Below are 23,697 nucleotides of genomic sequence, written 5' to 3'. Positions count from 1 at the left end.
CAGTGATATCAGATGGCCGGTTGATCACACGCCTTTGGTCGACGGCAGCAAGATCGTCAGGATACCCACCAATGGCAGGAACGAGCAGATCTTGTACACGTGCTCGATACCGTGATTGTCTGCGAGCAGGCCCAGCAGCGCCGCGCCGATGCCGCTGAAACCGAACATCAGCCCGAAGAACACCCCGGCGATCATCCCCACGTTGCCCGGAACCAGCTCCTGAGCGAACACCACGATGGCCGAGAATGCCGAGGCGAGGACGAAACCGATCACCACGCTGAGCACGGCGGTCCAGAACAGGTCGACGTAGGGCAGGGCGAGAGTGAACGGCGCCGCGCCGAGGATCGAGAACCAGATGACTTTCTTGCGGCCGATCCGGTCGCCAATCGGGCCGCCTGCAAAGGTACCCACAGCCACGGCGCCAAGGAACAGGAACAGGTACATCTGCGAGCTGGACACCGACAGCTGGAATTTTTCGATGAGGTAAAAGGTGAAGTAGCTGGTGAGGCTGGTCATGTAGAAGTATTTGGAAAACACCAGTGTTGCCAGCACCACCAGAGCAAAGGTCACCCGGCCTTTGGACAAACCGTGGGTGGCCTTGCCGCCCTGTTTGAGTTTGAACAGGTTGAGGTGGTGGCGGTACCAGCGGCTCAGGCCGTACAGCACCAGAATGGCGAATACGGCAAACAGGCCGAACCAGGCGATATGGGTCTGGCCGTAGGGAATGATGATCGCCGCCGCCAGCAACGGGCCGAAGGCACTGCCGGTGTTGCCGCCCACCTGGAAGGTCGATTGCGCCAAGCCGTAGCGTCCGCCCGAGGCCAGGCGTGCGACCCGCGAGGTTTCCGGGTGGAAGGTCGACGAGCCCACGCCCACCAGCGCCGCCGCCATCAGAATGGCCGGGAAATTGCCGACGAACGCCAGCATCAGAATGCCGACCAGAGTGCACACCATGCCAGCCGGCAGCAGCCAGGGCTTGGGGTGACGGTCGGTGTGGTAGCCGATCCAGGGTTGCAGCAACGAAGCCGTGAGCTGGAACGTAAGGGTAATCAGGCCGACCTGGGTGAAGCTCAGCCCATAATTGGCCTTGAGCATCGGGTAGATCGACGGCAGCACGGCCTGGATCAGGTCGTTGATCAGGTGCGCCAGGGCGCAGGCGCCCAAAACGCGCATGACCAACGGACTTATTTGGGGCGCAGCCGTGGCAGCGGAGGGTGTGGCGGTGACGGTCGACATGCAGGCATTCCATACAAGGCAGCTAACAGGGGCTGACAGTACTTCAGCTGGCAGCTCATTTCTAATTGTTTCGAGGCCTGTGCTGCGGGAATGACGCTATTGCTCGGACACCGACAGGTTTGCGTAGAAGATGCAGCCGATCAACCGAGCGAACAGGCTCAGGGTTTCCGGCAGGTTGGGGTCGTCAAACAACATCGCGCGTGAATCCAGGGCGCACAGGGCGCCATAGAGACGGCCATCGGGGAGGAAGATCGGCGCGCCGGCGTAGCTTTCGATGTCGAATTGCTTGACCACCGGGCGCACCGCGAACCGCCCGCTTTTGCTCACTTGCGGAATGAACAGGGCAGTGGGGTTGATGCAGAACTCGCTGCACAGGGTGGTTTCCAGGTCCAGCACGTCGTTGGCATTGATGCCCATGCCCGAAGGGTCATAGACCGAGCAGACGACCCACTCGACGTCGGTGAATTTGGCGATCCCGGCAAAGCGCATGCCGGTCAGGCGTGTGACCAGTTGCAGGATGCTGGTGGTGGCCTCGATTTCGGCAATGGCAGCGCGTTCGTCCGCGCTGAGCAATGATTGTGGGGCGATGACGCTTGGAACCATGCGGAACACTCCAGAAACGAGGTGGCCGGAGCCACCTCGTACAGTCAGGTACTAGTTGATGCGTGGATGCTGTTGTACCAGATTGTTACGCTTGGCTTCCAGTGCGGCAATTTCCGCATCGATATCTTCGATCTTCTGCTCGATATTATCGTGATGCTCCTGCAACAGTTCCTTGGCTTCTTCCATGTCCGACGCAGCCGGCGCCGCGCCGCGCAGCGGCCTGTTGGCGGTTTCCTTCATGGTCAGGCCGGTGATCAGGCCAATCACCGCGAACACCATCAGGTAGTAGGCCGGCATAAACAGGTTGTTGGTGCTTTCCACCAGCCAGGCCACTGCCGTCGGGGTGACGCCGGCGATCAGTACCGACACGTTGAACGCGCTGGCCAGGGCGCTGTAGCGCAGGTGAGTGGGGAACATCGCCGGCAATGTCGAAGCCATCACGCCGATAAAGAAGTTCAGCACCACCGCAAGGATCAACAGGCCAGCGAAGATCAGGCCGGTCTTGCCGCTGGTGATCAGCATGAACGCCGGGATCGACAGGAATAGCAGGCCAATGCTGCCGGCGATGATGAAGGGCTTGCGGCCGATCTTGTCGCTGACAAAGCCGATGAACGGCTGCACGAAAAGCATGCCCACCATGATCGCGATGATGATCAGCACGCCGCTGTTTTCGGCGTAGTGCAGGTTATGCGACAGGTAACTGGGCATGTAGGTGAGCAGCATGTAGTACGTCACGTTGGTGGCCGCGACGATACCGATGCAGGTCAGCAGGCTGCGCCAGTGCTTGGTGGCGATCTCCTTGAACGACACCTTGGGGCCGTGGGTCAGGCCTTCGCGGTCGCCCTGTTCGAGCTTGTCGACGTGCTGTTGAAAGGCCGGGGTCTCTTCCAGTGCATGGCGCAGGTACAGGCCGATCATGCCCAGGGGCAGGGCCAGGAAGAACGGCAGGCGCCAGCCCCAAGCTTCGAAGTCCGCCTCACCCAGTACGGTGGAGATCAGCACCACCACGCCCGCGCCCAGTACGAAACCGGCGATCGAGCCGAAGTCCAGCCAACTGCCCAGGAAGCCGCGCTTGCGGTCCGGAGCATATTCGGCGACGAAGATCGATGCGCCGGTGTATTCACCGCCCACCGAGAAACCCTGGGCCATTTTGCACAGCAGCAGCAGGATCGGCGCCCAGATGCCGATGGAGGCGTAGCCGGGGATCAGGCCGATAGCGAACGTGCTCAGGGACATGATCACGATGGTGGCGGCGAGGACTTTCTGTCGTCCGTATTTGTCCCCCAGCGCACCGAAGAACAGGCCGCCCAGCGGACGAATCAGGAAGGGCACGGAAAAAGTGGCCAGGGCCGCGATCATTTGCACGCTGGGGGAGGCGTCCGGGAAGAACACCTTGCCGAGCACATAGGCGACGAACCCATAGACGCCAAAGTCGAACCATTCCATGGCGTTACCCAGTGCGGCAGCGGTGATCGCCTTGCGCATCTTGGCATCGTCGACAATGGTGATGTCTTTCAAACCGATGGGTTTGACGCTTTTCTTACGTAATTTCATGCGGGCCACTCTAAAAACAGAACAGGGGGGATGCCATCGTTGCAATGGCACCGCTGTGCTGGTTCAGATACACGCGGACACGAAATAATTCACCTTGTTTCATATTTTTTTGTCTTTTCCGCCTGCAGGCGCAAACGCAATCGAGTTCTGCGCGGCTGTCATCCTACAACCTGCCGAGGGTGGCATGTTTCACGCCCCTTTAAATCCTTGCTGATAAGCCATCTTTCAGATTGACACCCCGTAGCCGTCCCGATATAAAACTCACAGTTGTACGACGACATATGACGTTACATATGTCCTACCTAAAAAAATAAAAAAGTGATGCCATGAATCTCAACGAGCCCATCAGTGCCCATCGTGTCGGCCAGGCGGTCGGCAACTATCGCTGGACCATCTGCGCGATGCTGTTCTTCGCCACCACCGTCAACTACCTCGACCGTCAGGTGCTCAGCCTGCTGGCGCCGCAGTTGTCGACGCAATTTGGCTGGAGCAACACCGACTACGCCAACATTGCGGCGGTGTTCCAGTTTGTCTATGCGATTTCCATGCTGTTTGCCGGGCGCTTTGTCGACAAGATCGGCACCAAGGCGGCTTACGTCATCGCCATCGGCATCTGGTCCAGCGGCGCCATCCTGCATGCGTTCGCGGTGCCGATGGGTGAGGGGATTGCGGCGGTCAGCGGCGCAATCGGCCTGGCGGTGATCCCGGTGTCGATTGCCGGTTTCATGCTGGCGCGTGCGGTGCTGGCGATTGGCGAGGCGGGTAACTTCCCGATTGCCATCAAGGCCACCGCCGAATACTTCCCGAAAAAGGAACGCTCGTTTGCCACCGGTATCTTCAACTCGGGTGCCAACGTGGGCGCGATCCTGGCGCCGATCTGCGTGCCGCTGATTGCCGGTCTGTGGGGCTGGGAAGCGGCCTTCATGGTGATCGGTATGCTCGGCTTCGTGTGGGTGGCAATCTGGGCCGCCGTGTATGAAAAGCCGGACCAGCAAAAACGCCTGTCGGCCGAAGAACTGGCCTACATCCGCAGTGACCAGACCGTACAGCCCTTCACGGCGGAACCGGTCGGCAGCGTTACGAAGAAAGTCTCCTGGTTCAAATTGCTCACTTACCGCCAGACCTGGGCCTTTGCCTTCGGCAAGTTCATGACCGACGGCGTGTGGTGGTTCTTCCTGTTCTGGCTGCCCACCTACCTGTCTGCGCAATACGGCATGAAAGGCGCGGATATCGTGATGCCACTGGCGGTGCTGTACAGCATGACCATGGTCGGCAGCATCGGCGGCGGCTGGTTCCCCAGCTACTTCATGGCCCGCGGCGATGCGCCTTACGACGGCCGCATGAAAGCCATGCTGGTGATCGCGCTGTTTCCGCTGGTGGTATTGCTCGCGCAGCCGCTGGGCTATATCAGCTTCTGGGTGCCGGTATTGCTGATTGGCGTGGGGGCCTCGGCGCACCAGGCGTGGTCGTGCAACATCTTCACTACCGTGTCCGACATGTTCCCGCAGAAAACCGTGGCCTCGGTGGTCGGCATCGGCGGCATGGCTGGCGGGCTGGGCGGTGTGGTGATGACCAAGATCGGCGGCTGGGTGTTCGACTATTACAAGTCGATCAATGACATCCACACCGGCTACATGATCATGTTCGCCATCTGTGCGCTGGCGTATCTGGTGGCGTGGAGCGTGATGAAGACGCTGGTGCCGCGTCACAAGGAAATCACTGACCTTTAAACGAATGTAAGAGGGGGCTTGCTCCCGATAGCGGTGGGCCAGTCAACTGATAATTGACTGAAACACTGCCATCGGGAGCAAGCCCCCTCCCACATGTTTGATCTCCGCTTATGAGAGGGAGATCACCGGGTTACGGGTTACGCGTGACTCGCCAAACGGTATTGGCCAGGTCATCGGCAATGATCAGCGCGCCTTTGGGGTCGACCGTCACCCCCACCGGGCGACCGCGGGTCTTGCCGTCATCACCGCGAAAACCGGTGGCAAAGTCAATCGGCTCACCAGCCGGCTTACCATTGCTGAACGGCACGAAGATCACCTTGTAGCCCACCGGGTTGGGACGGTTCCAGCTGCCGTGTTCGCCCACGAATGCGCCGTTGGCAAATTTTTCGCCCATGGCAGGGATGGAAAAGTCCACGCCCAGCGCCGCCACGTGAGAGCCGAGGCTGTAATCCGGCTTGATCGCCGCCGCCACCTTGGCCGGGTTCTGCGGTTGCGCGCGAGGGTCTACGTTTTGCCCCCAGTAGCTGTAAGGCCAGCCGTAGAAGGCGCCTTCTCGCACCGAGGTCAGGTAGTCCGGCACCAGATCCGGGCCCAGTTCGTCGCGTTCGTTGACCACCGTCCACAACTGCCCGGAACCCGGTTGAATGGTCAGCGCGGTCGGGTTGCGCAGGCCCGTGGCGTAAGGCTTGTGCGCGCCGGTGGTGGCGTCTATCTGCCAGACCATCGCCCGGTCGATCTCCACTTCCATGCCCCTTTCGGTCACGTTGCTGTTGGAGCCGATGCCCACGTAGAGCTGGCGTCCGTCCTCGCTCACGGCCAGGGACTTGGTCCAGTGATGATTGATCTGCGCCGGCAGGTCGGTGAGTTTGGTCGGGGCGCCGCTGGCTTTGGTCTGACCATCGGCATAGTCGAAGCTCACCAGCGCATCCTGATTGGCCACGTACACCTTGCCGTTGGCGAAGGCCAGGCCGTAGGGCGCGTTGAGGTTATCGGCAAACACGGTTTTGAGTTCGTATTTGCCGTCACCGTCCGCATCGCGCAGCAGGGTGATGCGGTTGCCGCTCTTGACCTTGGTGTTGCCTTCGGCCTTGATCAGGCTGGCGATCACGTCCTTGGGCTTGAGCTTGGCCGCGCTGCCGCCGCGACCTTCAGCGACAAGAATGTCACCGTTGGGCAGCACCAGGGTCTGGCGCGGGATCGCCAGATCCGTGGCGATGGCGGTCACGCTGAAGCCTTCGGGCACGGTGGGCTTCTGGTCGCCCCAGGGGGTCGGCTCGGCAATCTTCATGCTCGGCAGCAGGCTGCTTTGCTGTTCCGGCAACTTGGGATCCGGGCCACGGGCCTGGGTCTTGTCGCCTTCGCCGCCACAGGCTGCCAGCAGCAGTGCAGCGCTCAACACGGTGAGGGTGTGGGAAGTTTTCATTTGCCACCTCCGGCACGCAGGCCAATCCAGGTTGCCGCCAGGGTCAGCAGCAGCACGATGGCTGACAGCACCAGGCCGGCGGGCATGGCGGCGTAGGCGTCCTTGGCGTGTTGGAAGGCATTGACCAGTCCCAGGATCCAGGTGACCAGCAACAGCAATACGTACAGCGCCGGTGCCCCGGCCTTGCGCTCGGCGCGCACCAGGTTGACCAGCGCACACAACAGCGCCAAACCGCAGAACACCAGCGCACCGGCGATCAGCCAGGAGGCGAAGTTGGCCCACTGAATCTGGAAGGTCTGGGTGTAGGCGATGTCACTGAGCAGGGCGCCGAGAAACAGCGGCACGGTGCCGGCGAGCAAGGTCGCGTGCAGCGGCCCGGGAGTGATGCGTCGATACGCGGGAAGGGTAGTCATGGGGGAGCGGCTCCTTGTTGTACAACGCCCCAGGTTCGGGGCAGCGCATAGGAAAGGAGCGCAGCGTTTGTCAGAAAGTTCAGCGCGTCTCGTGTCTAAATATTATGAACCGCAAGGCCCGCCGCCCACCTAACGCCGTACAATCCTGCTCAATACTTCCATGCCAGGCCCCTCCATGACCCACCCTCGTATCGGTTTCGCGTGCCAGTACAAGCACCCCGAACGGCTGCTCTCCACCAGCGCTCTCAAGCTGATCGAGGGCCCGTACAACCCGCGTACCACCACGTTGCGCTGGATGGACAGCGTAGCCCCCGAGGTCGCTCGCGCCAGGCTGGTCGAGGTGGTCACCCACAACCTGGCGGCCCAACTGCGTTTGCTGGCCTACGTCGCCGAACTGCCGCCGACCCTGCGCATGCTGCGTTTGAGCAGCGATCTGCTGCCGTTCTACAGCCACCCTAAAGTCGCTGCCGTCTACCAGGACCCGGCCATTGCCAGCCAATTGCTCGAAGGCTTCGCCGCCATTGGCGACCTTGCGCGCGCGTCGGACATTCGCCTGTCATTCCACCCCGGCCAGTACTGCGTGCTCGGCTCGGAAAACCCAGGCGTGGTGGAAAACAGCCTGGCCGAATTCGAATACCACGCTGACATGATCCGCATGATGGGCTATGGCCGGCGTTTCCAGGACCTCAAGTGCAACGTGCACATCGCCGGTCGCCTGGGCGTGGAGGGCACGCGTGCGGTATGGCGGCGTTTATCGGAGGTGGCGCGCAACTGCATTACGTTCGAAAACGACGAAAAGACCTACGGCCTCGATCACTGCCTGCAAGTGGCCGACCTGGCGCCGGTGGTGCTGGATATTCACCACTGCTGGATCAACGAAAACGACTACATCGACCCCGACTCGCCACGGGTTGCCCGTGTGATCGAAAGCTGGCGCGGCGTGCGCCCGACCATGCATTACTCCCAGCCCCAGGAGGTATTGCAGGAAATGGGTTTTGACGCCGAGCACAAACTGGAGATGGACGCCTTGTTGAAGGTGGTCTCCAAGCGCGACCTGTATGGCCACAGCGCGCAAATGTGGAACCGCTGGACCAACGATTACGCGCTGCAGTTTTTTGATCGTTTCGACATCATGCTCGAAGCCAAGGACAAAAACGTGGCGGCGCTGGCGTTTTATGAGCATTTCAAAAAAAGCTCAGCGGCCTCCAGCTGACACTAGTCTTCCATGATGAGCGGGCCTGTTGTGGCTAGCGGGCTTGCCCTAATGCCATTCAGTTAAAGCGCAGATTCCCTGTGGCGAGCAGGCTTGTCCTGCGTTGGGCTGCGCAGCAGCCCCAAAACCAGGCGCTGAGCCGTATCAGATACACCGCACTTTGCTGGATTGGGGGCGCTTCGCACCCCAACGCAGGGCAAGCCTGCTCGCCACAAGGGTTCGCTCATACAAACGGTTAATCAGTGCCTAGGACTTGAACCGTCCCACCAACCCATTCAACTCATCCGACAGTTGTGACAGCCGCCCCGAGTCGTCCTGCGCCGAATGGGCCAGGCTTTCCACCAGCCGTGCTTCGTCGTAGATCTGCTGGATATGCCGGTTGATCTCTTCGGCCACACTGTGTTGTTCCTCGGCGGCGGCGGAGATCTGCAGGTTCTGGTCGCGGATTTCGTTGACCGACGTCTGGATGCCTTCGAAGCTGTCGCGCGCACTTTCGATGGACGACACACTGGCACGCGACAAGTCCATGCAACTGTTCATTTTCTGCGTGACTTCCTCGGTCTTGCTGCCGAGGGAGCCCAGCAGGTGTTCGATTTCGCCGGTGGAGTCGGAGGTGCGTTTGGCCAGGGCGCGCACTTCATCGGCCACCACCGCAAAGCCACGGCCCTGGTCGCCGGCCCGGGCGGCTTCGATGGCGGCGTTGAGCGCCAGCAGGTTGGTCTGTTCGGCAATCGCGCGGATGGTGCCGAGGATCTGGTTGATGCTGCGGCTGCCGGCTTCCAGCTCGACCATGGCCTGGGACGATTCGCTCAGGCGCCGGCCCAGGCGGTTGACGTTGTCGGTGGTCACTTCGATCTGCTGCTTGCCCTCGGCGACCCGGCGGTGGCCGTTTTCGGCCGACTCGGCCGCGCCGCTGCAGGAGCGCGCCACCTCGTTGGCAGTGGCGACCATTTCATTGAACGCGGTCGACACCAGCTCCACAGCCTCGCGCTGGCGTCCAGCCGCTTCGTTCATGTTGTGCGCCACTTCGCTGTTGACCCGTGAGGCGTCCTGCAAATTGGTCGACGCCGACCCGATGCGCTGAATCAGATGGCGAATCGCGGCGAGAAACTTGTTGAACCAGCCGGCCAGTTCGGCGGTTTCATCCTTGCCCAGGACCTGCAGGTCATGGCGCAGGTCGCCTTCACCCTCGGCGATCGACTGCAAGCCGCTGCTGACCTGGCCGATCGGTTTGACGATCACCTTGGAAAACGCCGCCGCGAGCAGCCCGAAGATCAGCACCAGCACCACCACGATCACGGCGGTGATGTAGGTCATGCGGGTTGCGGCCGCCATCACTTCGTTGTATTCGATCAGCCCCACATAACGCCAGCCCAGGCCGGGTGAGGTCCAGATGTTGGCCATGTAGCGCACGCCATCGATCACCACCTCGGTGGAGCCCTGAGCGGTGTTGGCCAGTTGCGCGTAAGGTGCGCCAAGGTCCTTGAGCGGCTTGAAGTTGTGCGCGGCGTCGCGCGGGTCCACCAGCACCACACCGTCTTCGATCAGCATCACGTAGCCGCTGTCGCCCAGCTTGATGCTTTTGAGCAACTCGGTGAGGTTCTTCAGCGACACACTCACCACGAACACGCCCTTGGGCTTGCCGGCGTTATCCAGCAAGGTGCGTGCGGTGCCCACCAGGGCCACGTCATCCTTGTCGTAATAATAAGCCGGGGTGCGCACGGTCTTGCCGGGGCTGGCCATGGCGGCCTTGTACCACGGGCGGGCGCGCGGGTCGTATTTGGCCAGTTGGGGGTCGTCAGGCCATTTGACGTAGGTGCCGTCTTCGAGGCCGATAGACAAAATGGCCGCCGAGGGATGAGTCTTGCCAAAGCGCGCAAACTGATCGATCACCTGCTGCGCCTGGGGCGGCATGGGTTGGCTGGCCGCATCGGCGGGCTGGTAGTTCTTTAGCGTGTCGACAGAAGTGTATACAGGATCGGCGGCCATTTGTTCGACGTTCTGCACCGTACCGTCGAAGAACTGCCGGATATTGCCATCGATCTGGCGAATTTCTCGGGTGCTGCCATCAATGAACTGATCGACCGCCTCGGTCCGTGTGTTCATGACAGAGATCACCGCGACCAGACTGACCGGGATAAACGCGACGCAGACAAACGCGAGCACCAGCTTGTTCTTTATTTTCATGGAGACGACCATCAGCGGGGAGGGCGGCCAAATCGTCTGCCCGGGGCGGACACGGCGATTTGATTTCACTGACTGTTTCGGCTCGATGGTGGCAAAACTTTAGCGCTATTTTGTGTACAACTTTTCCTCGCTCAAGCGCATTCGCTAGACCGGGATCAACCCCGTGTCCCGGTAGGTTTGCACCAGCTCGTCGTACAGGTCGATGTCGGTACGGGTGCGAGCGATCAATTGCGCGCCGGCAATAGCGGTATAGATGGCACGTGCGCGGCGCTGGCACGCGTCGGTATCGCCAGTGCCCAGTTGTGCGAGCACATCCGCAAGCCAGGCGACATTGATGTCGGCAAACGTCAGCACCTCCTGCTTCACGGCTTGCGGCAAATCCTGATACTCAGCCGCCATGAAGCTGGAGAGGCACAGGCGGTTGCCGTCTTCGAGGGTCTTGCGAAAGATGTTCGGGTAATGCTGCAGGCAGTCCAGTGGCTGCGGATGATCGCTGCGCAGGGTGTCGAGAACCGCTGCGGTGTCCTCCCAGTAACGTCTGGCCACGGCGGCGCCGAGGTCAGCCTTGCTGGGAAAGTGGTAGTAGATGCTGGCGTTCTTGATCCCCACCGTTTCGCCAATGCTGCGAAAGTTGATGCCGTTGTAGCCGTAGTGCTGGGCCGAAATCCTGGCGGCTTCGAGGATGGCTTCGCGTGCGTTTGCGCTCACGGGTCGATTCCTTGGTTGAGGGATAGGGTGTGATTGTACGTCGAGAAGCGTTTGCCTGCCAACTGGTAGGTAGTGCTTGACAGGGTCAGCGAAGGCGCCCAATCTTTGCCTACCACTTGGCAGGTAGAATCGCCGGTCAAGCCTTCAACAACCTTTGCGCGAGCTATCACCCATGAAAATTTATGACTGGTACAACGGCCCTTATCCCGCACGTGTACGTATTGCATTGGCCGAAAAGGGCTTGCTGCCCGGCATCGAATTCGTTTCGGTCAATTTGTGGAAGGGTGAGCACAAGCAGCCTGCCTTCCTGGCGCTCAACTACTCCGGCACTTTGCCCTTGCTGGAGCTGGACGACGGCACGCTTATCGCCGAATGCACGGCCATCACGCAATACCTGGATACGCTGGACGGCCATCCGACGCTCACCGGCAAGACGCCGACCGAGCAGGGCCTGATCCACATGATGACCAAGCGCGCCGAAATCGAATTCATGGATGCGGTCAGCGTGTACTTCCACCACGCCACACCCGGGCTTGGGCCGGAGGTTGAGTTGTATCAAAACGCCGAGTGGGGCAACCGCATGGGTGAGAAGGCGATCAGGGGCATGCGCTATTTCGACGGCCTGCTGAAGACTCGCCCGTTTGTCGCCGGTGATGAGTTTTCCATGGCCGACATCGCCGTGTTGGGCGGCATGATCTTCGCCGGCCTGGTGGACTTGCCCGTCCCGGAGGAATGCGAGGCGCTGCTGGCCTGGCATGGCCAGGGTCAACGAGCGCCCCAGCGTTCAGGCCTGGCGCGCGATGGTGGCGCAGCCGCAGTAGCGCAATCATCCGGCTCTGGCAAGCCCGCTCGCCACAGTGCGGTGTTACCGGATCTATTAGAGGTCTTGGCGAAATGCCGTATGACTTCCGGCCAGAATCTCACCGGTTGCCACAATAGTGGCGTAGTCCATCGCCAGATTGCTGAGCGACAGGGCATGCACGTCTTCGGCGGGCCAGAGGCGTCCGGATAAATCGGTCTGGTCAAAGGTGTAACAGCCATCCGAAACCACGGTCACGTCGAACCCCAGGTTACCGCCCGAGCGGGCGGTGGCCTCGACGGAGTTGTTGGTGATCACGCCGACAATCACCAATTGCCTGATCGAGCGCGTATGCAGCCAGCGTTCAAGACCGGTATGGGTGAATGCATCCGGCACGTTTTTTTCCAGCACATGTTCAAGGGCCAGCGGTTGCAGGGCGGGCTGGAACTCGCAGCCAGCCTGACCCGGCCAGAATACCGAAGTGGGTGAGCGGGAGATGTGCCGTACATGCACGACAGGCCGGCCCGACTGCCGCCAGGCGCTTAACAGGCGCAGGATGTTTGATTCTGCGTCGGGGTTGTTGCGTCGTCCGAGCGCTGGCGAGTGCATGCCTTGCTGCATGTCGATGATGACCAATGCTGCGTTGGTGGCTAACGGGTCCATGGCACATTCCTTGGCGTGTCAGTCGCGAAACATAGCTCAGCAATGTCGAGTTGTGGTGGATTAAAAGATTTGCCTGACAAACTGGCTACTCCATGGCAAGCGAGCTTGTTGTGGCGAGCGGGCTTGCCCCGCGTTGGGGGGCAAAGCACCCCCCCATCCAGCAAAACGCGGTGTAGCTGATACGGCTCAGCGCCTGGTTTTGGGGCTGCTGCGCAGCCCAACGCAGGACAAGCCTGCTCGCCACGGGAGATGGGCTCGCTGACCTGCTCCTCAGTCATGCCTCAGCGATTGAAACGCTCAACCAGCGCGTACTGTGTGGCCGCAGTGTTGGTCAACTCCTTGCTCAGCCCGGTGGATTGATGGGCCTGCAGCGAGGTCTGGTCGGCCAGTTCGGCGATGGTGGTGATGTTGCGGCTGATCTCTTCGGCGACCGCGCTTTGTTCTTCGGTGGCGGCGGCGATCTGGGTGGTCATGTTGGTGATATTGGCCACCGCTTCGCTGATGCCGACCAGCGCCTGGTCGGCTTCGAGCACCCGGGCCACGCCTTCCTCGGCCTGGCGATGGCCGTTCTGCATGCTGTTGACCGCGTTATTGGACGAGGCTTGAAGCTGGGTGATCAGCGCGTGGATCTGCGTGGTCGATTGCGAGGTGCGTTGCGCCAGCTGACGGACTTCGTCGGCCACCACGGCAAAGCCGCGCCCTTGCTCGCCGGCGCGCGCCGCTTCGATGGCAGCGTTGAGGGCCAGCAGGTTGGTCTGGTCGGCGATGCCTTTGATCACATCGACCACGCTGCCGATTTCGTCGCTGTCGCGGGCCAGTTGCGCCACGGTGGCGCCGGTTTCGCCGACCACGGCGGACAACCGCTCGATGGCCTCACGGGTATCGCGCGCCACTTCGCGACCGCGACCGGTGAGCACATTGGCTTGCTGGGTGGCGTCGGCGGTGCGTTGCACGTGGCTGGCGACTTCCTGGGTGGTGGCGGCCATCTGGTTCACGGCCGCCGAGACCTGTTCGGTCTCGACACGCTGGCGGTCCAGACCCTGGGCGCTGGCGGTAGCCAACTGGTCGGACTGGCCGGCGAGGGCGCTGAGCTGCTCGGCGCTGTCCTGCAGGCGTGTCAGGCAGGTTTTCAGGCGCGCGGTCTGGCTGAGGAACGCGGTTTCCAAGCGTGCCTGAGGCCCGCGCGCGTCGCTGTACATCTGCGCGATCAACGCATCCGACGTCGATGGCTCGACACCCGCCAGCAGGCGCAGCGTACTGCCTTGGCGCCAGCGTGCGCAGAGGACACCCACCGGCACGGCCACGGCCAGCGCAACGGCAATCGCCACCGGCGCGCCGAGAAACATTCCGGCCACGCTGCCGACCAGGCCCGTGGCCATGTACGGCACGCACGCCACGGCCGTCGGCAGCCAGGCATCCTGGCGCGGCACGCCGGGTTTGCCTCGGCTGATCCGCTGGTACAGCGCCTGCGCGCGGCGAATCTCATCGGCGGTGGGTTTGACCCGTACCGACTCGAAACCGACGACGCGGCTGCCATCGTAAATCGGCGTGACGTAAGCATTGACCCAATAGTGATCGCCGTTTTTCGAGCGGTTCTTGACGATGCCCATCCATGGCTGGCCCTGCTTGAGCGCGCGCCACATGTGCGCAAACACCGCCGGCGGGACATCTGGGTGACGCACGATGTTCTGCGGCGCGCCGATCAGGTCGGCGCGGTCAAAACCGCTGATATCAACGAACGCGTCGTTGCAGTAGGTGATCATCCCCTGGGTGTCAGTGGCGGAAATGAGTTTCTGCGACGGCGCGAGGGAAATCTCACGCTGTGTTACGGGCTGGTTGTTGCGCATTGTGCTGCTCCCTGAAATGCCAGACAGGTCATCGGCATCACCTCGAATAAGTTGATAGCCGATTTTCTGCCAGGCATTCGGGGGGCGGCATTCAGGGGCGAGAGGCGACCTCATCGAGGTGATCGAGCAAGTCCTGCGGGTCTTCGTAAACCCTCAGTGCGCCCGCTCGCTCCAGCTCGCCGATGTCATAACCGCCTGACAGCAGGCCGATCCCGGTGGCCTTGGCGCGCCGCGCGGCGAGCATGTCCCATACGGCATCGCCGATCACCAGGCACTCGTCGATCGGCACTTTCATGTGCAGGGCAGCGGCCAGGAAAAGGTCCGGGTCGGGCTTGCCGTACTTCACATCGTCACGGGTGATGATGTTGACCTCGTCAATATCCAGTTGCAGCGCCTTGAGGTTGATCTTTGCGGTGTCCAGGCCACCGCTGGTGGCGATGCACCAGGCAAGACCGGCGTGGCTGAGGTGATCGAGCAGCTCGACCGCACCGGGCAAGGCGATGATCTGCCCCTGCAAACGCGCATACGCCTCGGCATGCAGCTGGCTCAGGCGTTCGGCTTGCGGCTCGCTGATGTCGAGCCCGGTTTCGCGGGACAACGACTTGAGCATCAGGCCGCCGCTCATGCCGATTTTGCGGTGGATGCGCCACATCGCCAGCGAAATGCCTTCGGCGTCGAGGGCCTCTTTCCAGGCGGCCACGTTCTGGTAAACGCTGTCCGTAAGAGTGCCGTCGAGGTCGAAGATAAAGGAGGTTTGAGGTCGCATGGGGCTGTTCTCCGATCAGAAAAAGGGTGACGGGACATCAGCTTCAGTGACATCACGGGGCTTGGAGTGCCATGGTGTTTTGCCGTTCGATTTTTCGCTCATTCGGGCAGGCTTTGCGCAAAACCCTGAAACTTTCCGGGGAAAAACCTCATAATGGCGGCCATTTTTGTTCAGCCGTTATTCTGGTGTGCCCCATGGAAATCAAGGTCAACTTTCTCGACAACCTCCGACTTGAAGCCAAGTTCGATGACTTCACGGTGATTGCCGACCAGCCGATTCGCTACAAGGGCGACGGTTCGGCGCCGGGGCCCTTTGATTATTTCCTCGCGTCATCGGCGCTGTGCGCGGCGTACTTCGTGAAGCTGTATTGCCAGACGCGCAATATCCCCACGGACAATATTCGCCTGTCGCAGAACAACATCGTCGACCCGGAAAACCGCTACAACCAGATCTTCAAGATCCAGGTTGAGTTGCCCGCGGATATCTCCGACAAGGACCGCCAGGGCATCCTGCGCTCCATCGACCGCTGCACCGTGAAGAAAGTGGTGCAGGCCGGTCCCGAGTTCGTGATCGAAGAAGTCGAGAACCTCGACGCCGATGCCCAGGCCTTGCTGATGCCCGCCTCGACAGCAGGCGCGGGCACGCGCATTGCCGGCAAGGACCTGCCGCTGGAGGAAACCATCGCCAACATGTCCGCTATCCTCGCCGGGCTTGGCATGAAGATCGAGATCGCCTCATGGCGCAATATCGTGCCCAACGTGTGGTCATTGCATATTCGCGATGCGCAGTCGCCGATGTGCTTTACCAATGGCAAGGGCGCCACCAAGGAAGGCGCGCTGGCGTCGGCTTTGGGTGAGTTTATCGAGCGGCTCAACTGCAACTTTTTCTATAACGATCAATTCTGGGGCGAGGAACTGGCCAATGCGCCGTTCGTGCACTACCCGGATGAGCGCTGGTTCCAGCCTGGCCCCAACGATGAACTGCCGGGGGAAATCCTCGACGCGTATTGCCTGAAGGTCTACAACCGCGACGGCGAGCTGCGCGGTTCGCACCTGTTCGACACCAACTCCGGTAACGAGGCGCGCGGTATCGTTTCGCTGCCGTTTGTGCGCCAGTCCGATGGCGAGGTGGTGTATTTCCCGTCCAACCTGATCGAGAATCTCTACCTCAGCAACGGCATGAGCGCGGGCAACACCCTCGCTGAAGCCCAGGTGCAGTGCCTGTCGGAGATTTTCGAGCGCGCGGTAAAACGCGAAATCATCGAAGGCGAATTCGCCTTGCCGGACGTGCCAGCTGAAGTGCTGGCCAAGTATCCCGGCATTTTGGCGGGCATCCAGGGCCTGGAAGCCCAGGGCTTCCCGGTGCTGGTCAAGGATGCGTCGTTGGGCGGCGAGTTTCCGGTGATGTGCGTGACCCTGATGAACCCGCGTACCGGCGGCGTATTTGCCTCGTTCGGCGCGCACCCAAGCCTGGAAGTGGCGCTGGAGCGCAGCCTCACCGAGCTGCTGCAAGGCCGCAGTTTCGAAGGCCTGAACGATTTGCCGCAGCCGACCTTCGAGGCCCAGGCGGTCACCGAACCGAACAACTTCGTCGAGCACTTCATCGACTCCAGCGGCGTGGTGTCGTGGCGCTTTTTCAGCGCGCAATCGGATTACGAATTCGTCGAGTGGGACTTCTCCGGCCAGGGCGAAGACTCCAACGCCGAGGAAGCGGCAACGTTGTTCGGCATTCTCGAAGGCATGGGCAAAGAGTCGTACATGGCGGTGTACGAACACCTGGGCGCCACTGCCTGCCGGATCCTGGTGCCCGACTACTCGGAAATCTACCCGGTGGACGACCTGATCTGGGACAACACCAACAAAGCGCTTTTCTTTCGTGAAGACATCCTCAACCTGCATCGCCTGGATGACGCGCAGCTGCACGCGCTGGTCGAACGCCTGATCGAAAGCGAGCTGGACGACTACACCGATATCACCACCCTGATCGGCATCGAATTCGACGACAACACCGCCTGGGGCCAGTTGACCATCCTGGAGTTGAAGCTGCTGATCTTCCTCGCCCTCAAGCAGTATGAAGAGGCCAAGGAATGCGTGGAGATGTTCCTGCAGTACAACGACAACACCGCCGAACGCGGCTTGTTCTATCAGGCGCTGAACGCGGTGCTGGAGATGGAGCTGGATGACGACCTGGAGTTGGCAGACTACGAAGCGAATTTTCGCCGCATGTTCGGCACCGAGCGCATGGATGCGGTGATCGGCTCGGTGGACGGCAGCGTGCGGTTTTACGGCCTGACGCCGACCAGCATGAAGCTCGAAGGGCTGGATCGGCATTTGCGTCTGATCGACAGCTACAAAAAGCTGCACAGCGCGCGGGCCGGGGTTACCTCAGCCTGAGTGTGGGAGGGGGCTTGCTCCCTCCCACAGTTGATCCTTGCTGCCTGGGCTATTTAGATGTGAGCCAGGGCCTGGGCCAGGTCGGCGCGCAGGTCTTCTACATCTTCAACCCCTACCGACAGGCGCACCAACCCATCGCCAATCCCCAGCGTGGCCCGCGTAGCTGCCGGGATGCTGGCATGGGTCATGATCGCCGGGTGTTCGATCAAACTTTCCACACCGCCCAGGCTTTCCGCCAGGGCGAACAGGTTGACGTTCTCCAGGAAGCGTCTTGCACCGGCCAGGTCAGTGTTCAGGTCCACGGAAATCATCCCGCCAAAGCCGTGCATCTGCTGTTGCGCCAGGTCGTGCTGTGGGTGCGACTTAAGGCCGGGGTAGTGCACCCGTGTCACCTGCGGCTGCTGCTCCAGCCACGTCGCCAGTTGCAGGGCGTTGCTGCAATGGCGCTCCATGCGCAGGGCCAGGGTCTTCACGCCACGCAGCGTCAGGAATGCATCGAAGGGACCGGCAATGGCGCCGATCGAATTCTGCAGAAAGCCCAGACGCTCGGCCAGCTCCGGGTTGTCGCCGACAACCGCGATGCCACCAATCACATCCGAGTGACCGTTGAGGTACTTGGTGGTGGAGTGCACGACCACATCAAACCCCAGCTCCAGTGGGCGCTGGATCCATGGGCTGGCGAAGGTGTTGTCGGCCACGCAAATGATGCCGCGCGCACGGCAGATACGCGCCACCGCGCGCAGGTCGGTGAGGCTCAGCAGCGGGTTGCTCGGGGTTTCGACCCAGACCATGCGCGTGTCGTCCTGCAACGACGTTTCAAACGCCGCCACATCGCTCAAGTCGACATAACTGAACCGATGCCCGGCGCTGCGTTGGCGCACCTTGTCGAACAGGCGGAAGGTGCCGCCGTACAGGTCATTGCCGGAGACGATATGCGCGCCCGCATCGAGCAATTCCAGCACGGTGGAGATCGCCGCGAGGCCGGAAGCGAAGGCAAACGCCTGGCTGCCGCCTTCCAGGTCCGCCACGCAGCGCTCCAGGGCAAAGCGGGTCGGGTTGTGCGAGCGGCCATAGTCAAAGCCCTTGTGCACGCCGGGGCTGTCCTGCAGGTAGGTGGAGTTGGCGTAGATGGGCGGCATCAGCGCGCCGGTGCTCGGGTCTGGCGATTGCCCGGCGTGGATCACACGGGTGGCGAATGCGCTTTTGTCAGGCTGGCTCATGCAAGGGATCTCCGTAAATGGTTGAGCAGATCGACGCGGGTGATCAGGCCATGGAAGCCCGACGCGTCGGCAATGATGGCGACGAGGCCGCGATCCAGCTCGGCCTGCAGTTCGGCCAGGCTGGCGCCAGGGGCGAGGGTGTGCGGGGTTTCTGCCATGGCGCTGGCCACGGTCATGGAAAAATCCGCGGCGTCATGGTGCAGGCCCAGCAGGATGTCGGACTCGTCGATCACACCCACCAGTGTCTTGCCGTCCACCAGCACCGGCAGCTGTGACACGTCGGCCAGGCGCATGCGCTGGAAGGCGGTGAGCAAGGTGTCGTCCGGGCCCACGCTGATGACGCGGCCGTCCTCGAAACGGCGGGCGATCAAGTCGCGCAGGTCGCCGTAATGTTTGTACTGCAACAGGCCGGCGTCGGTCATCCATTGGTCGTTGTAGACCTTCGACAGATAGCGCGTGCCGGTGTCGCACACAAAGGTCACCACGCGTTTGGGCTCGGTCTGCTCGCGGCAATAGCGCAGCGCGGCGGCGAGCAGGGTGCCAGTGGACGAGCCGCCGAGAATGCCCTCCGCCTTGAGCAACTGGCGTGCGTGGGCGAAGCTTTCCTCATCGCTGATGGAGTAGGCGTGGCGCACGCTGGAGAGGTCGGCAATCGACGGGATGAAGTCCTCGCCGATGCCTTCCACCGCCCACGAACCAGGCGTTTCCATCCGGCCGCTGCGGCTGTACTCGGCCATTACCGAACCCACCGGATCGGCGAGCACCATTGCCAGCCCCGGCTGCACGCGCTTGAAAAACCGCGTAAGCCCGGTGAGGGTGCCCGCTGAACCTACGCCCACCACAATCGCGTCGAGGTCGTGCTGGGTTTGCGCCCAGATCTCCGGCGCGGTGCTGGTCTCGTGGGCCAGCGGGTTGGCCGGGTTGTTGAACTGGTCGGCAAAAAACGAGCCGGGAATATCCCTGGCCATGCGCGCAGCCACGTCCTGGTAGTACTCGGGATGGCCCTTGCCCACGTCCGAACGGGTGATATGCACCTCGGCGCCCATGGCCTTGAGGTGCAGCACTTTTTCCGTGGACATCTTGTCGGGCACCACCAGCACCACCCGATAGCCCTTGGCCCGGCCGACCAGCGCCAGGCCCAGCCCGGTGTTGCCGGCAGTGGCTTCGATAATGGTGCCGCCAGGACGCAGACGGCCGTCGCGCTCGGCTGCGTCGATCATTGCCAGACCGATACGGTCCTTGATGGAACCGCCGGGGTTTTGTGATTCGAGCTTGAGAAACAGCGTGCAGGGGCCGGTATCGAAACGGCTGACGCGAACCAGCGGCGTATTGCCGATCAGCTCGAGCACGGCGGGGCGGGAGAGTGTGGGCATGTCGTCACCTGAGTACGGAAGGGGGGACAGCAAATGCAAAACATGCCTTGGACCATAGGTCGAGATCGCGCCGGTCGCAAACGGGCGGTCGGGTGGATGTCTTTTTTTGGCGCATGGCGCAGCAGGGTGTCTTCAGCCACCCTGACGCAGAGCCCGCTTCAGTTGCTCAACAACGTAGGCTTCGACGGCACCTTCGCTGGCACCCGTTTCAAAAGCAGCACAACACACTGATTTTTCGCCATCGCAGAGACGGTAGACAGCAATGACACTGCCTGGCCCGCCGCCTGTGTGTCCACACAGGGAATATCCGCCTTCAATCTTCCCCTGCATCACGCCAAGGCCATAGCCCGGCGTGAGCCAGGGGCGTCCGGGAATCGGACCACCCAGGGTTCGTGCGGTTTGCATTTCCTCAAGCAAGCGCGTGGAGAGGAGGCCTGCGCAGAAGAGTTGATCCAGAAATAACGCGGCCTGCGAAATCGGGCCGATCAGGAAGGCGTTCGTCCAACCCGATCATCCCGTCACGTACCAATAACAGGGCTGTCGCAGCCAGGACTGTCTTCGTGAAGCTCCACCAGGGGACCATCAGTTCTGAAAGGGCAGGCGTCAGGGGTTGACCATTTGATAGAAGTGAACTGAACATTGGCTTCTTCATGTTGAGCGGATCGACAGCCTGCGGCGACTGGTAACGGACCGCAGTTTTCTGAATGCACTCGGCGTTATGCCGAACTCCGCCTGAACGCTCTGGAAAATGCTTCAGGGCTTTCGAAACCCGCTTTGGGTCGAAAACTTTCCATCGCACGCTGACTAACTTCGACTTACAGCGGGCGATCAATTTCCGTGTCAGTTGCCCCATCAACCAGGTGACCGGAGATTAGGCTCAAGCCCGGCGCGCCATCAACAATACCGTTGCAGCCGCCGACAACAACGCGGCACAGCACCGATTGAATATCCGCTTGCCGCGTGGCGCTGCGAACCAGCGCCGCATGTGCAGGCCCATGTAGGCGTAAGCGCTGATGGCGATGCATTCCATGACCAGGAACATCGCACCCAGCAAGGCAAATTGCGGCGTGACAGGTTGGTCGGGGGCCACGAATTGCGGAAGGAATGCAGTGAAGATCAGGATCGCTTTCGGATTGCCCGCCGCTACCAGAAACTCCTGACGCGCCAATGCCCATAGACCTGCCTTATTGACCTGCGTTTGCGCATCGGCCAACGGGTTTGCGCGCCACAGCTGGAGCGCCAGGTAAAGCAGATACGCTGCCCCGAGAATCTTTATCGCGTAGAACAACAATTCCGAGGTTTGCAGCACCACCGCCAACCCGGCCGAGGCGAGAGCGATCATACCGGCGAAGGCCACCAGGCGGCCGACACCGGCCAGGCAGGAAATGCGGTAGCCGTATCGGGTGGAGTTGCTCACGGAGAGCAGGTTGTTAGGGCCGGGCGCCATGTTCAGGGCGAAGCACGCGGGGAGGAAGAGAGCGAGGGTGGAGAGGTCCATGGTGGCTCCGGGCTCGTGAGACTGAGAGGGATCAGGATAAGGTGCGTTAAGGCGTTCGGGCAATCGGCCAGCCGTGGAGATGAGCAGTCAGCAACTTAACCTTTCTCGGTTCTACTCAATCAAACTTGGCTATCAATGAACCAGGAGAGGTTATGAAATACTCGGTGGAAGGCAACTGCCTTCGAACATTGGAACGTAACGATTTCGAATTGATCAGCCGTTACGAAAAAGCGAACCGTGCGCATCTGCAGCCCTGGGAACCCCTGAGGGACGAACAGTATTTCACCATTGACAACGCCAGGGCCAGAATCGAACAGCAGGTGGAAAGCATGGAAGCCGCAGCGTCCATGTTTTTCCTGTTGCTTGATACCGAGAGCGGAGAGCTTCTCGGTCGATGTAACTACACGAATATTGTGAGGGGCGTTTTTCAGGCGTGTAATCTCGGTTTTTCATTAGCCGTATCTGCGCAAGGCCGGGGTTTAATGAGAAAGACACTTCAGATCACTAACCGTTATTGTTTCGAGCAGATGGGGCTTCACCGAATCATGGCCAATCACTTGCCCAGCAATACCCGAAGTGAGCGTCTTCTAGAATCACTGGGGTTTGAAAGGGAAGGCTGTGCGCGTGCCTATCTGAAGATTGCAGGGGTGTGGGAGGATCACACGCTGAGATCTTTGATCAATCCGCTGGACTGTTTTTAAGTGCCGCTACGGAATCTTCTCCTGGCTCTTAACCGGGCAGATTCAAGCGGCGCAAATGTCTCCAGCGTTTTCTCTCGCCGGCCGTACGCGCATCGCTGACTGGATCGCCGAGCTTGTACGCGACGGCGATTCTCTTTCAGCCGAGTGGCACTGTGCCCGGTAGTGAAGCCAAACTAGGAACCCAACATCAGGCTCTCTATACTGGTTATCCCTGGACGGTAGGTAGAGCGCCAAATATGCCCGTCATATTCAATCAAAATCCCCTCATCATTTTGGTCCTGGCTCAACAAAACGACTTGGACAATCTAGTGGCTATTCGAATTGAAGCCATGCGCGAAAGTCTGGAACGTGTTGGGCGATTCGATCCCGTGCGTGCGCGCGAGCGATTTCTTGGCGGCTTTGAAGCTCGCAACACGCGCTACATTGAGGTATCTGAAGAGAAAGTTGGTTTTGTAGTGGTCAAGCATCACCACAATGAACTCTTGCTCGACCACTTGTATGTGAGACCGAGCGCGCAAGGATCAGGTGTAGGGTCAGCTGTTCTCACTCAGATTTTCAAAGAGGCGGATGCCGCTGCGCTCCCCATTAAAGTTGGCGCTCTCATAGGAAGCGCTTCGAATCGCTTTTATATCCGCCATGGCTTCCAATTCATCGAAAGCAGTGAATTCGACAATTATTATGTTCGTCAGAATGTTCCGGCGATTGGCCCATCTTGCTAGCTCGATATGATGCACCTCGACGCGGTTAGCGACGGCCTGAACAGCCGGTCGCGGCAGTTTGAATAAAGCAGCAAGAATCGGATAGCAGGTACGGTACGAATTCCAGTCTGATAAAACTTCAAGCCCACAGGAATTCGATCATGGCGTTTCGTATCACTGGCCTTTCCCCCGAGCCATTCCAGTCACTGTTTGGACTGCCCGACAAAGATCTCGCATCGCTCGGGATAAAGCGTTACATCGTCGACAGCCACCCAGGCTTTCCTGACCGTATCGAAATGAAGGATGCGCAGCCAGGTCAGAGCGTGCTTTTACTCAACCATGTCAGCCAGCCCGCCAACACGCCATACCGCGCCTCACACGCGATCTTCATACGGGAATGGGCCACCCGGGCTTATGACGCAGTCGATGAGGTACCCGAGTCTATGCGAATCCGCCTGCTATCCCTTCGCGCTTTCACTGATGATGGAATCATGCTCGACGCCGACATCGCTGATGGCGTAGCAATGGAAACGGTCGTTATTCGGATGTTTGCCAATCCAGAGGTTGGTTACATTCACGTGCACCATGCCAAGCAGGGTTGTTACTCCGGGCGGATAGATCGGGCGTAGTCGACGCAGGTGTTGGTGGTTGGTTCTTCTTTTGGCTTTGCTG

At 60.7% G+C, this 23,697-nt stretch carries 19 protein-coding genes and 4 pseudogenes; 7 read left to right on the top strand and 16 right to left on the bottom strand.

What is annotated here, in order from left to right:
• Positions 1-24: 24 nt before the first annotated feature.
• From H045_RS09410 to proP, 3 genes are all read right to left on the bottom strand, one after another.
• A complete protein-coding gene (locus H045_RS09410) occupies positions 25-1,236 on the bottom strand; it encodes an MFS transporter (protein WP_041931485.1) in 1,212 nt (403 codons plus the stop codon).
• Between the two features lie 96 nt (positions 1,237-1,332).
• Entirely contained in the window at positions 1,333-1,839 is a 507-nt protein-coding gene (locus tag H045_RS09405; protein WP_003236489.1) for a GAF domain-containing protein, read from the bottom strand.
• A gap of 51 nt (positions 1,840-1,890) precedes the next feature.
• Complete coding sequence (gene proP, locus H045_RS09400) at positions 1,891-3,393, bottom strand: glycine betaine/L-proline transporter ProP (protein ID WP_003236491.1); 1,503 nt, start codon at positions 3,391-3,393, stop codon at positions 1,891-1,893.
• Between the two features lie 326 nt (positions 3,394-3,719).
• On the opposite strand from proP, the gene H045_RS09395 reads away from it, so the two are divergent.
• On the top strand, positions 3,720-5,123 hold the full coding sequence (locus H045_RS09395) for an MFS transporter (RefSeq protein WP_015372201.1): 1,404 nt from the start codon (positions 3,720-3,722) through the stop codon (positions 5,121-5,123).
• A gap of 130 nt (positions 5,124-5,253) precedes the next feature.
• On the opposite strand, the gene H045_RS09390 is transcribed toward H045_RS09395, so the two are convergent.
• Together H045_RS09390 and H045_RS09385 are read right to left on the bottom strand one after the other, a co-directional pair.
• The gene (locus tag H045_RS09390) at positions 5,254-6,546 is read right to left on the bottom strand and encodes a PQQ-dependent sugar dehydrogenase (protein WP_003236495.1); all 1,293 of its coding nucleotides are present in this window, start codon (positions 6,544-6,546) and stop codon (positions 5,254-5,256) included.
• A complete protein-coding gene (locus H045_RS09385) occupies positions 6,543-6,959 on the bottom strand; it encodes a DUF2231 domain-containing protein (protein ID WP_015372200.1) in 417 nt (138 codons plus the stop codon). The genes H045_RS09390 and H045_RS09385 overlap by 4 nt, the downstream gene beginning before the upstream one ends.
• Before the next feature lie 175 nt (positions 6,960-7,134).
• On the opposite strand from H045_RS09385, the gene H045_RS09380 reads away from it, so the two are divergent.
• Positions 7,135-8,172: an apurinic/apyrimidinic endonuclease family protein gene (locus tag H045_RS09380; RefSeq protein ID WP_003236499.1), complete on the top strand. Its 1,038-nt coding sequence runs from the start codon at positions 7,135-7,137 to the stop codon at positions 8,170-8,172.
• Between the two features lie 246 nt (positions 8,173-8,418).
• Here the strand turns inward: H045_RS09380 and H045_RS25800 are convergent, their stop codons facing one another.
• The 3 genes and pseudogenes from H045_RS25800 to H045_RS09370 form a co-directional block, all read right to left on the bottom strand.
• Positions 8,419-9,123 (bottom strand): methyl-accepting chemotaxis protein, encoded by a 705-nt coding sequence (locus tag H045_RS25800; RefSeq protein ID WP_422394102.1) that lies wholly within the window; start codon positions 9,121-9,123, stop codon positions 8,419-8,421.
• A gap of 201 nt (positions 9,124-9,324) precedes the next feature.
• Positions 9,325-10,161, bottom strand: a pseudogene (locus tag H045_RS25795) (cache domain-containing protein); the annotation flags it as partial.
• 342 nt (positions 10,162-10,503) lie between these two features.
• Positions 10,504-11,067, bottom strand: a complete 564-nt coding sequence (locus H045_RS09370) for a TetR/AcrR family transcriptional regulator (RefSeq protein WP_015372198.1) — start codon at positions 11,065-11,067, stop codon at positions 10,504-10,506.
• Between the two features lie 172 nt (positions 11,068-11,239).
• On the opposite strand from H045_RS09370, the pseudogene H045_RS24480 reads away from it, so the two are divergent.
• Positions 11,240-11,888: pseudogene (locus H045_RS24480) on the top strand (glutathione S-transferase).
• Positions 11,889-11,944: 56 nt separating this feature from the next.
• On the opposite strand, the gene H045_RS09360 reads toward H045_RS24480, so the two are convergent.
• The 4 genes and pseudogenes from H045_RS09360 to H045_RS09350 all read right to left on the bottom strand — a co-directional run bounded on the left by H045_RS09360 (position 11,945) and on the right by H045_RS09350 (position 15,142).
• Positions 11,945-12,529, bottom strand: a complete 585-nt coding sequence (locus H045_RS09360) for a cysteine hydrolase family protein (RefSeq protein ID WP_015372196.1) — start codon at positions 12,527-12,529, stop codon at positions 11,945-11,947.
• 281 nt (positions 12,530-12,810) lie between these two features.
• The gene (locus H045_RS09355; RefSeq protein WP_413469472.1) at positions 12,811-13,908 is read right to left on the bottom strand and encodes a methyl-accepting chemotaxis protein; all 1,098 of its coding nucleotides are present in this window, start codon (positions 13,906-13,908) and stop codon (positions 12,811-12,813) included.
• Positions 13,909-14,103: 195 nt separating this feature from the next.
• Positions 14,104-14,292: pseudogene (locus tag H045_RS25790) on the bottom strand (PAS domain-containing protein); the annotation flags it as partial.
• A 175-nt stretch (positions 14,293-14,467) separates the two neighbouring features.
• Positions 14,468-15,142 carry an HAD family hydrolase gene (locus H045_RS09350; RefSeq protein ID WP_003239222.1) on the bottom strand — a complete coding sequence of 225 codons (675 nt, stop codon included), beginning with the start codon at positions 15,140-15,142 and terminating at the stop codon, positions 14,468-14,470.
• A 194-nt stretch (positions 15,143-15,336) separates the two neighbouring features.
• Between H045_RS09350 and H045_RS09345 the strand changes: the two genes are divergently transcribed.
• Positions 15,337-17,535: an OsmC domain/YcaO domain-containing protein gene (locus H045_RS09345; RefSeq protein ID WP_015372195.1), complete on the top strand. Its 2,199-nt coding sequence runs from the start codon at positions 15,337-15,339 to the stop codon at positions 17,533-17,535.
• Positions 17,536-17,588: 53 nt separating this feature from the next.
• On the opposite strand, the gene H045_RS09340 is transcribed toward H045_RS09345, so the two are convergent.
• From H045_RS09340 to H045_RS09330, 4 genes and pseudogenes are all read right to left on the bottom strand, one after another.
• Entirely contained in the window at positions 17,589-18,755 is a 1,167-nt protein-coding gene (locus tag H045_RS09340; protein WP_015372194.1) for a cystathionine gamma-synthase, read from the bottom strand.
• Positions 18,752-20,128, bottom strand: a complete 1,377-nt coding sequence (locus H045_RS09335; RefSeq protein WP_015372193.1) for a pyridoxal-phosphate dependent enzyme — start codon at positions 20,126-20,128, stop codon at positions 18,752-18,754. The genes H045_RS09340 and H045_RS09335 overlap by 4 nt, the downstream gene beginning before the upstream one ends.
• A gap of 132 nt (positions 20,129-20,260) precedes the next feature.
• A pseudogene (locus H045_RS25480) lies at positions 20,261-20,768 on the bottom strand (hypothetical protein).
• 237 nt (positions 20,769-21,005) lie between these two features.
• Positions 21,006-21,626, bottom strand: a complete 621-nt coding sequence (locus H045_RS09330; protein WP_015372192.1) for a LysE family translocator — start codon at positions 21,624-21,626, stop codon at positions 21,006-21,008.
• Between the two features lie 152 nt (positions 21,627-21,778).
• Here H045_RS09330 and H045_RS09325 point away from each other — a divergent pair, with 152 nt between their 5' ends.
• The 3 genes from H045_RS09325 (at position 21,779) to H045_RS09315 (ending at position 23,654) form a co-directional block, all read left to right on the top strand.
• Positions 21,779-22,327 (top strand): GNAT family N-acetyltransferase, encoded by a 549-nt coding sequence (locus H045_RS09325; protein WP_015372191.1) that lies wholly within the window; start codon positions 21,779-21,781, stop codon positions 22,325-22,327.
• Positions 22,328-22,563: 236 nt separating this feature from the next.
• Positions 22,564-23,046: a GNAT family N-acetyltransferase gene (locus tag H045_RS09320; protein WP_015372190.1), complete on the top strand. Its 483-nt coding sequence runs from the start codon at positions 22,564-22,566 to the stop codon at positions 23,044-23,046.
• A 140-nt stretch (positions 23,047-23,186) separates the two neighbouring features.
• Entirely contained in the window at positions 23,187-23,654 is a 468-nt protein-coding gene (locus H045_RS09315; protein WP_015372189.1) for a DUF1203 domain-containing protein, read from the top strand.
• Positions 23,655-23,697 lie beyond the last annotated feature (43 nt).

The organism is Pseudomonas poae RE*1-1-14, from assembly GCF_000336465.1.
In the GTDB taxonomy this organism is placed as follows: Bacteria; Pseudomonadota; Gammaproteobacteria; order Pseudomonadales; family Pseudomonadaceae; genus Aquipseudomonas; species Aquipseudomonas poae.
The sequence above is the reverse complement of the archived record's forward strand: the minus strand, read 5'-3'. Positions and strand labels throughout refer to the sequence as shown.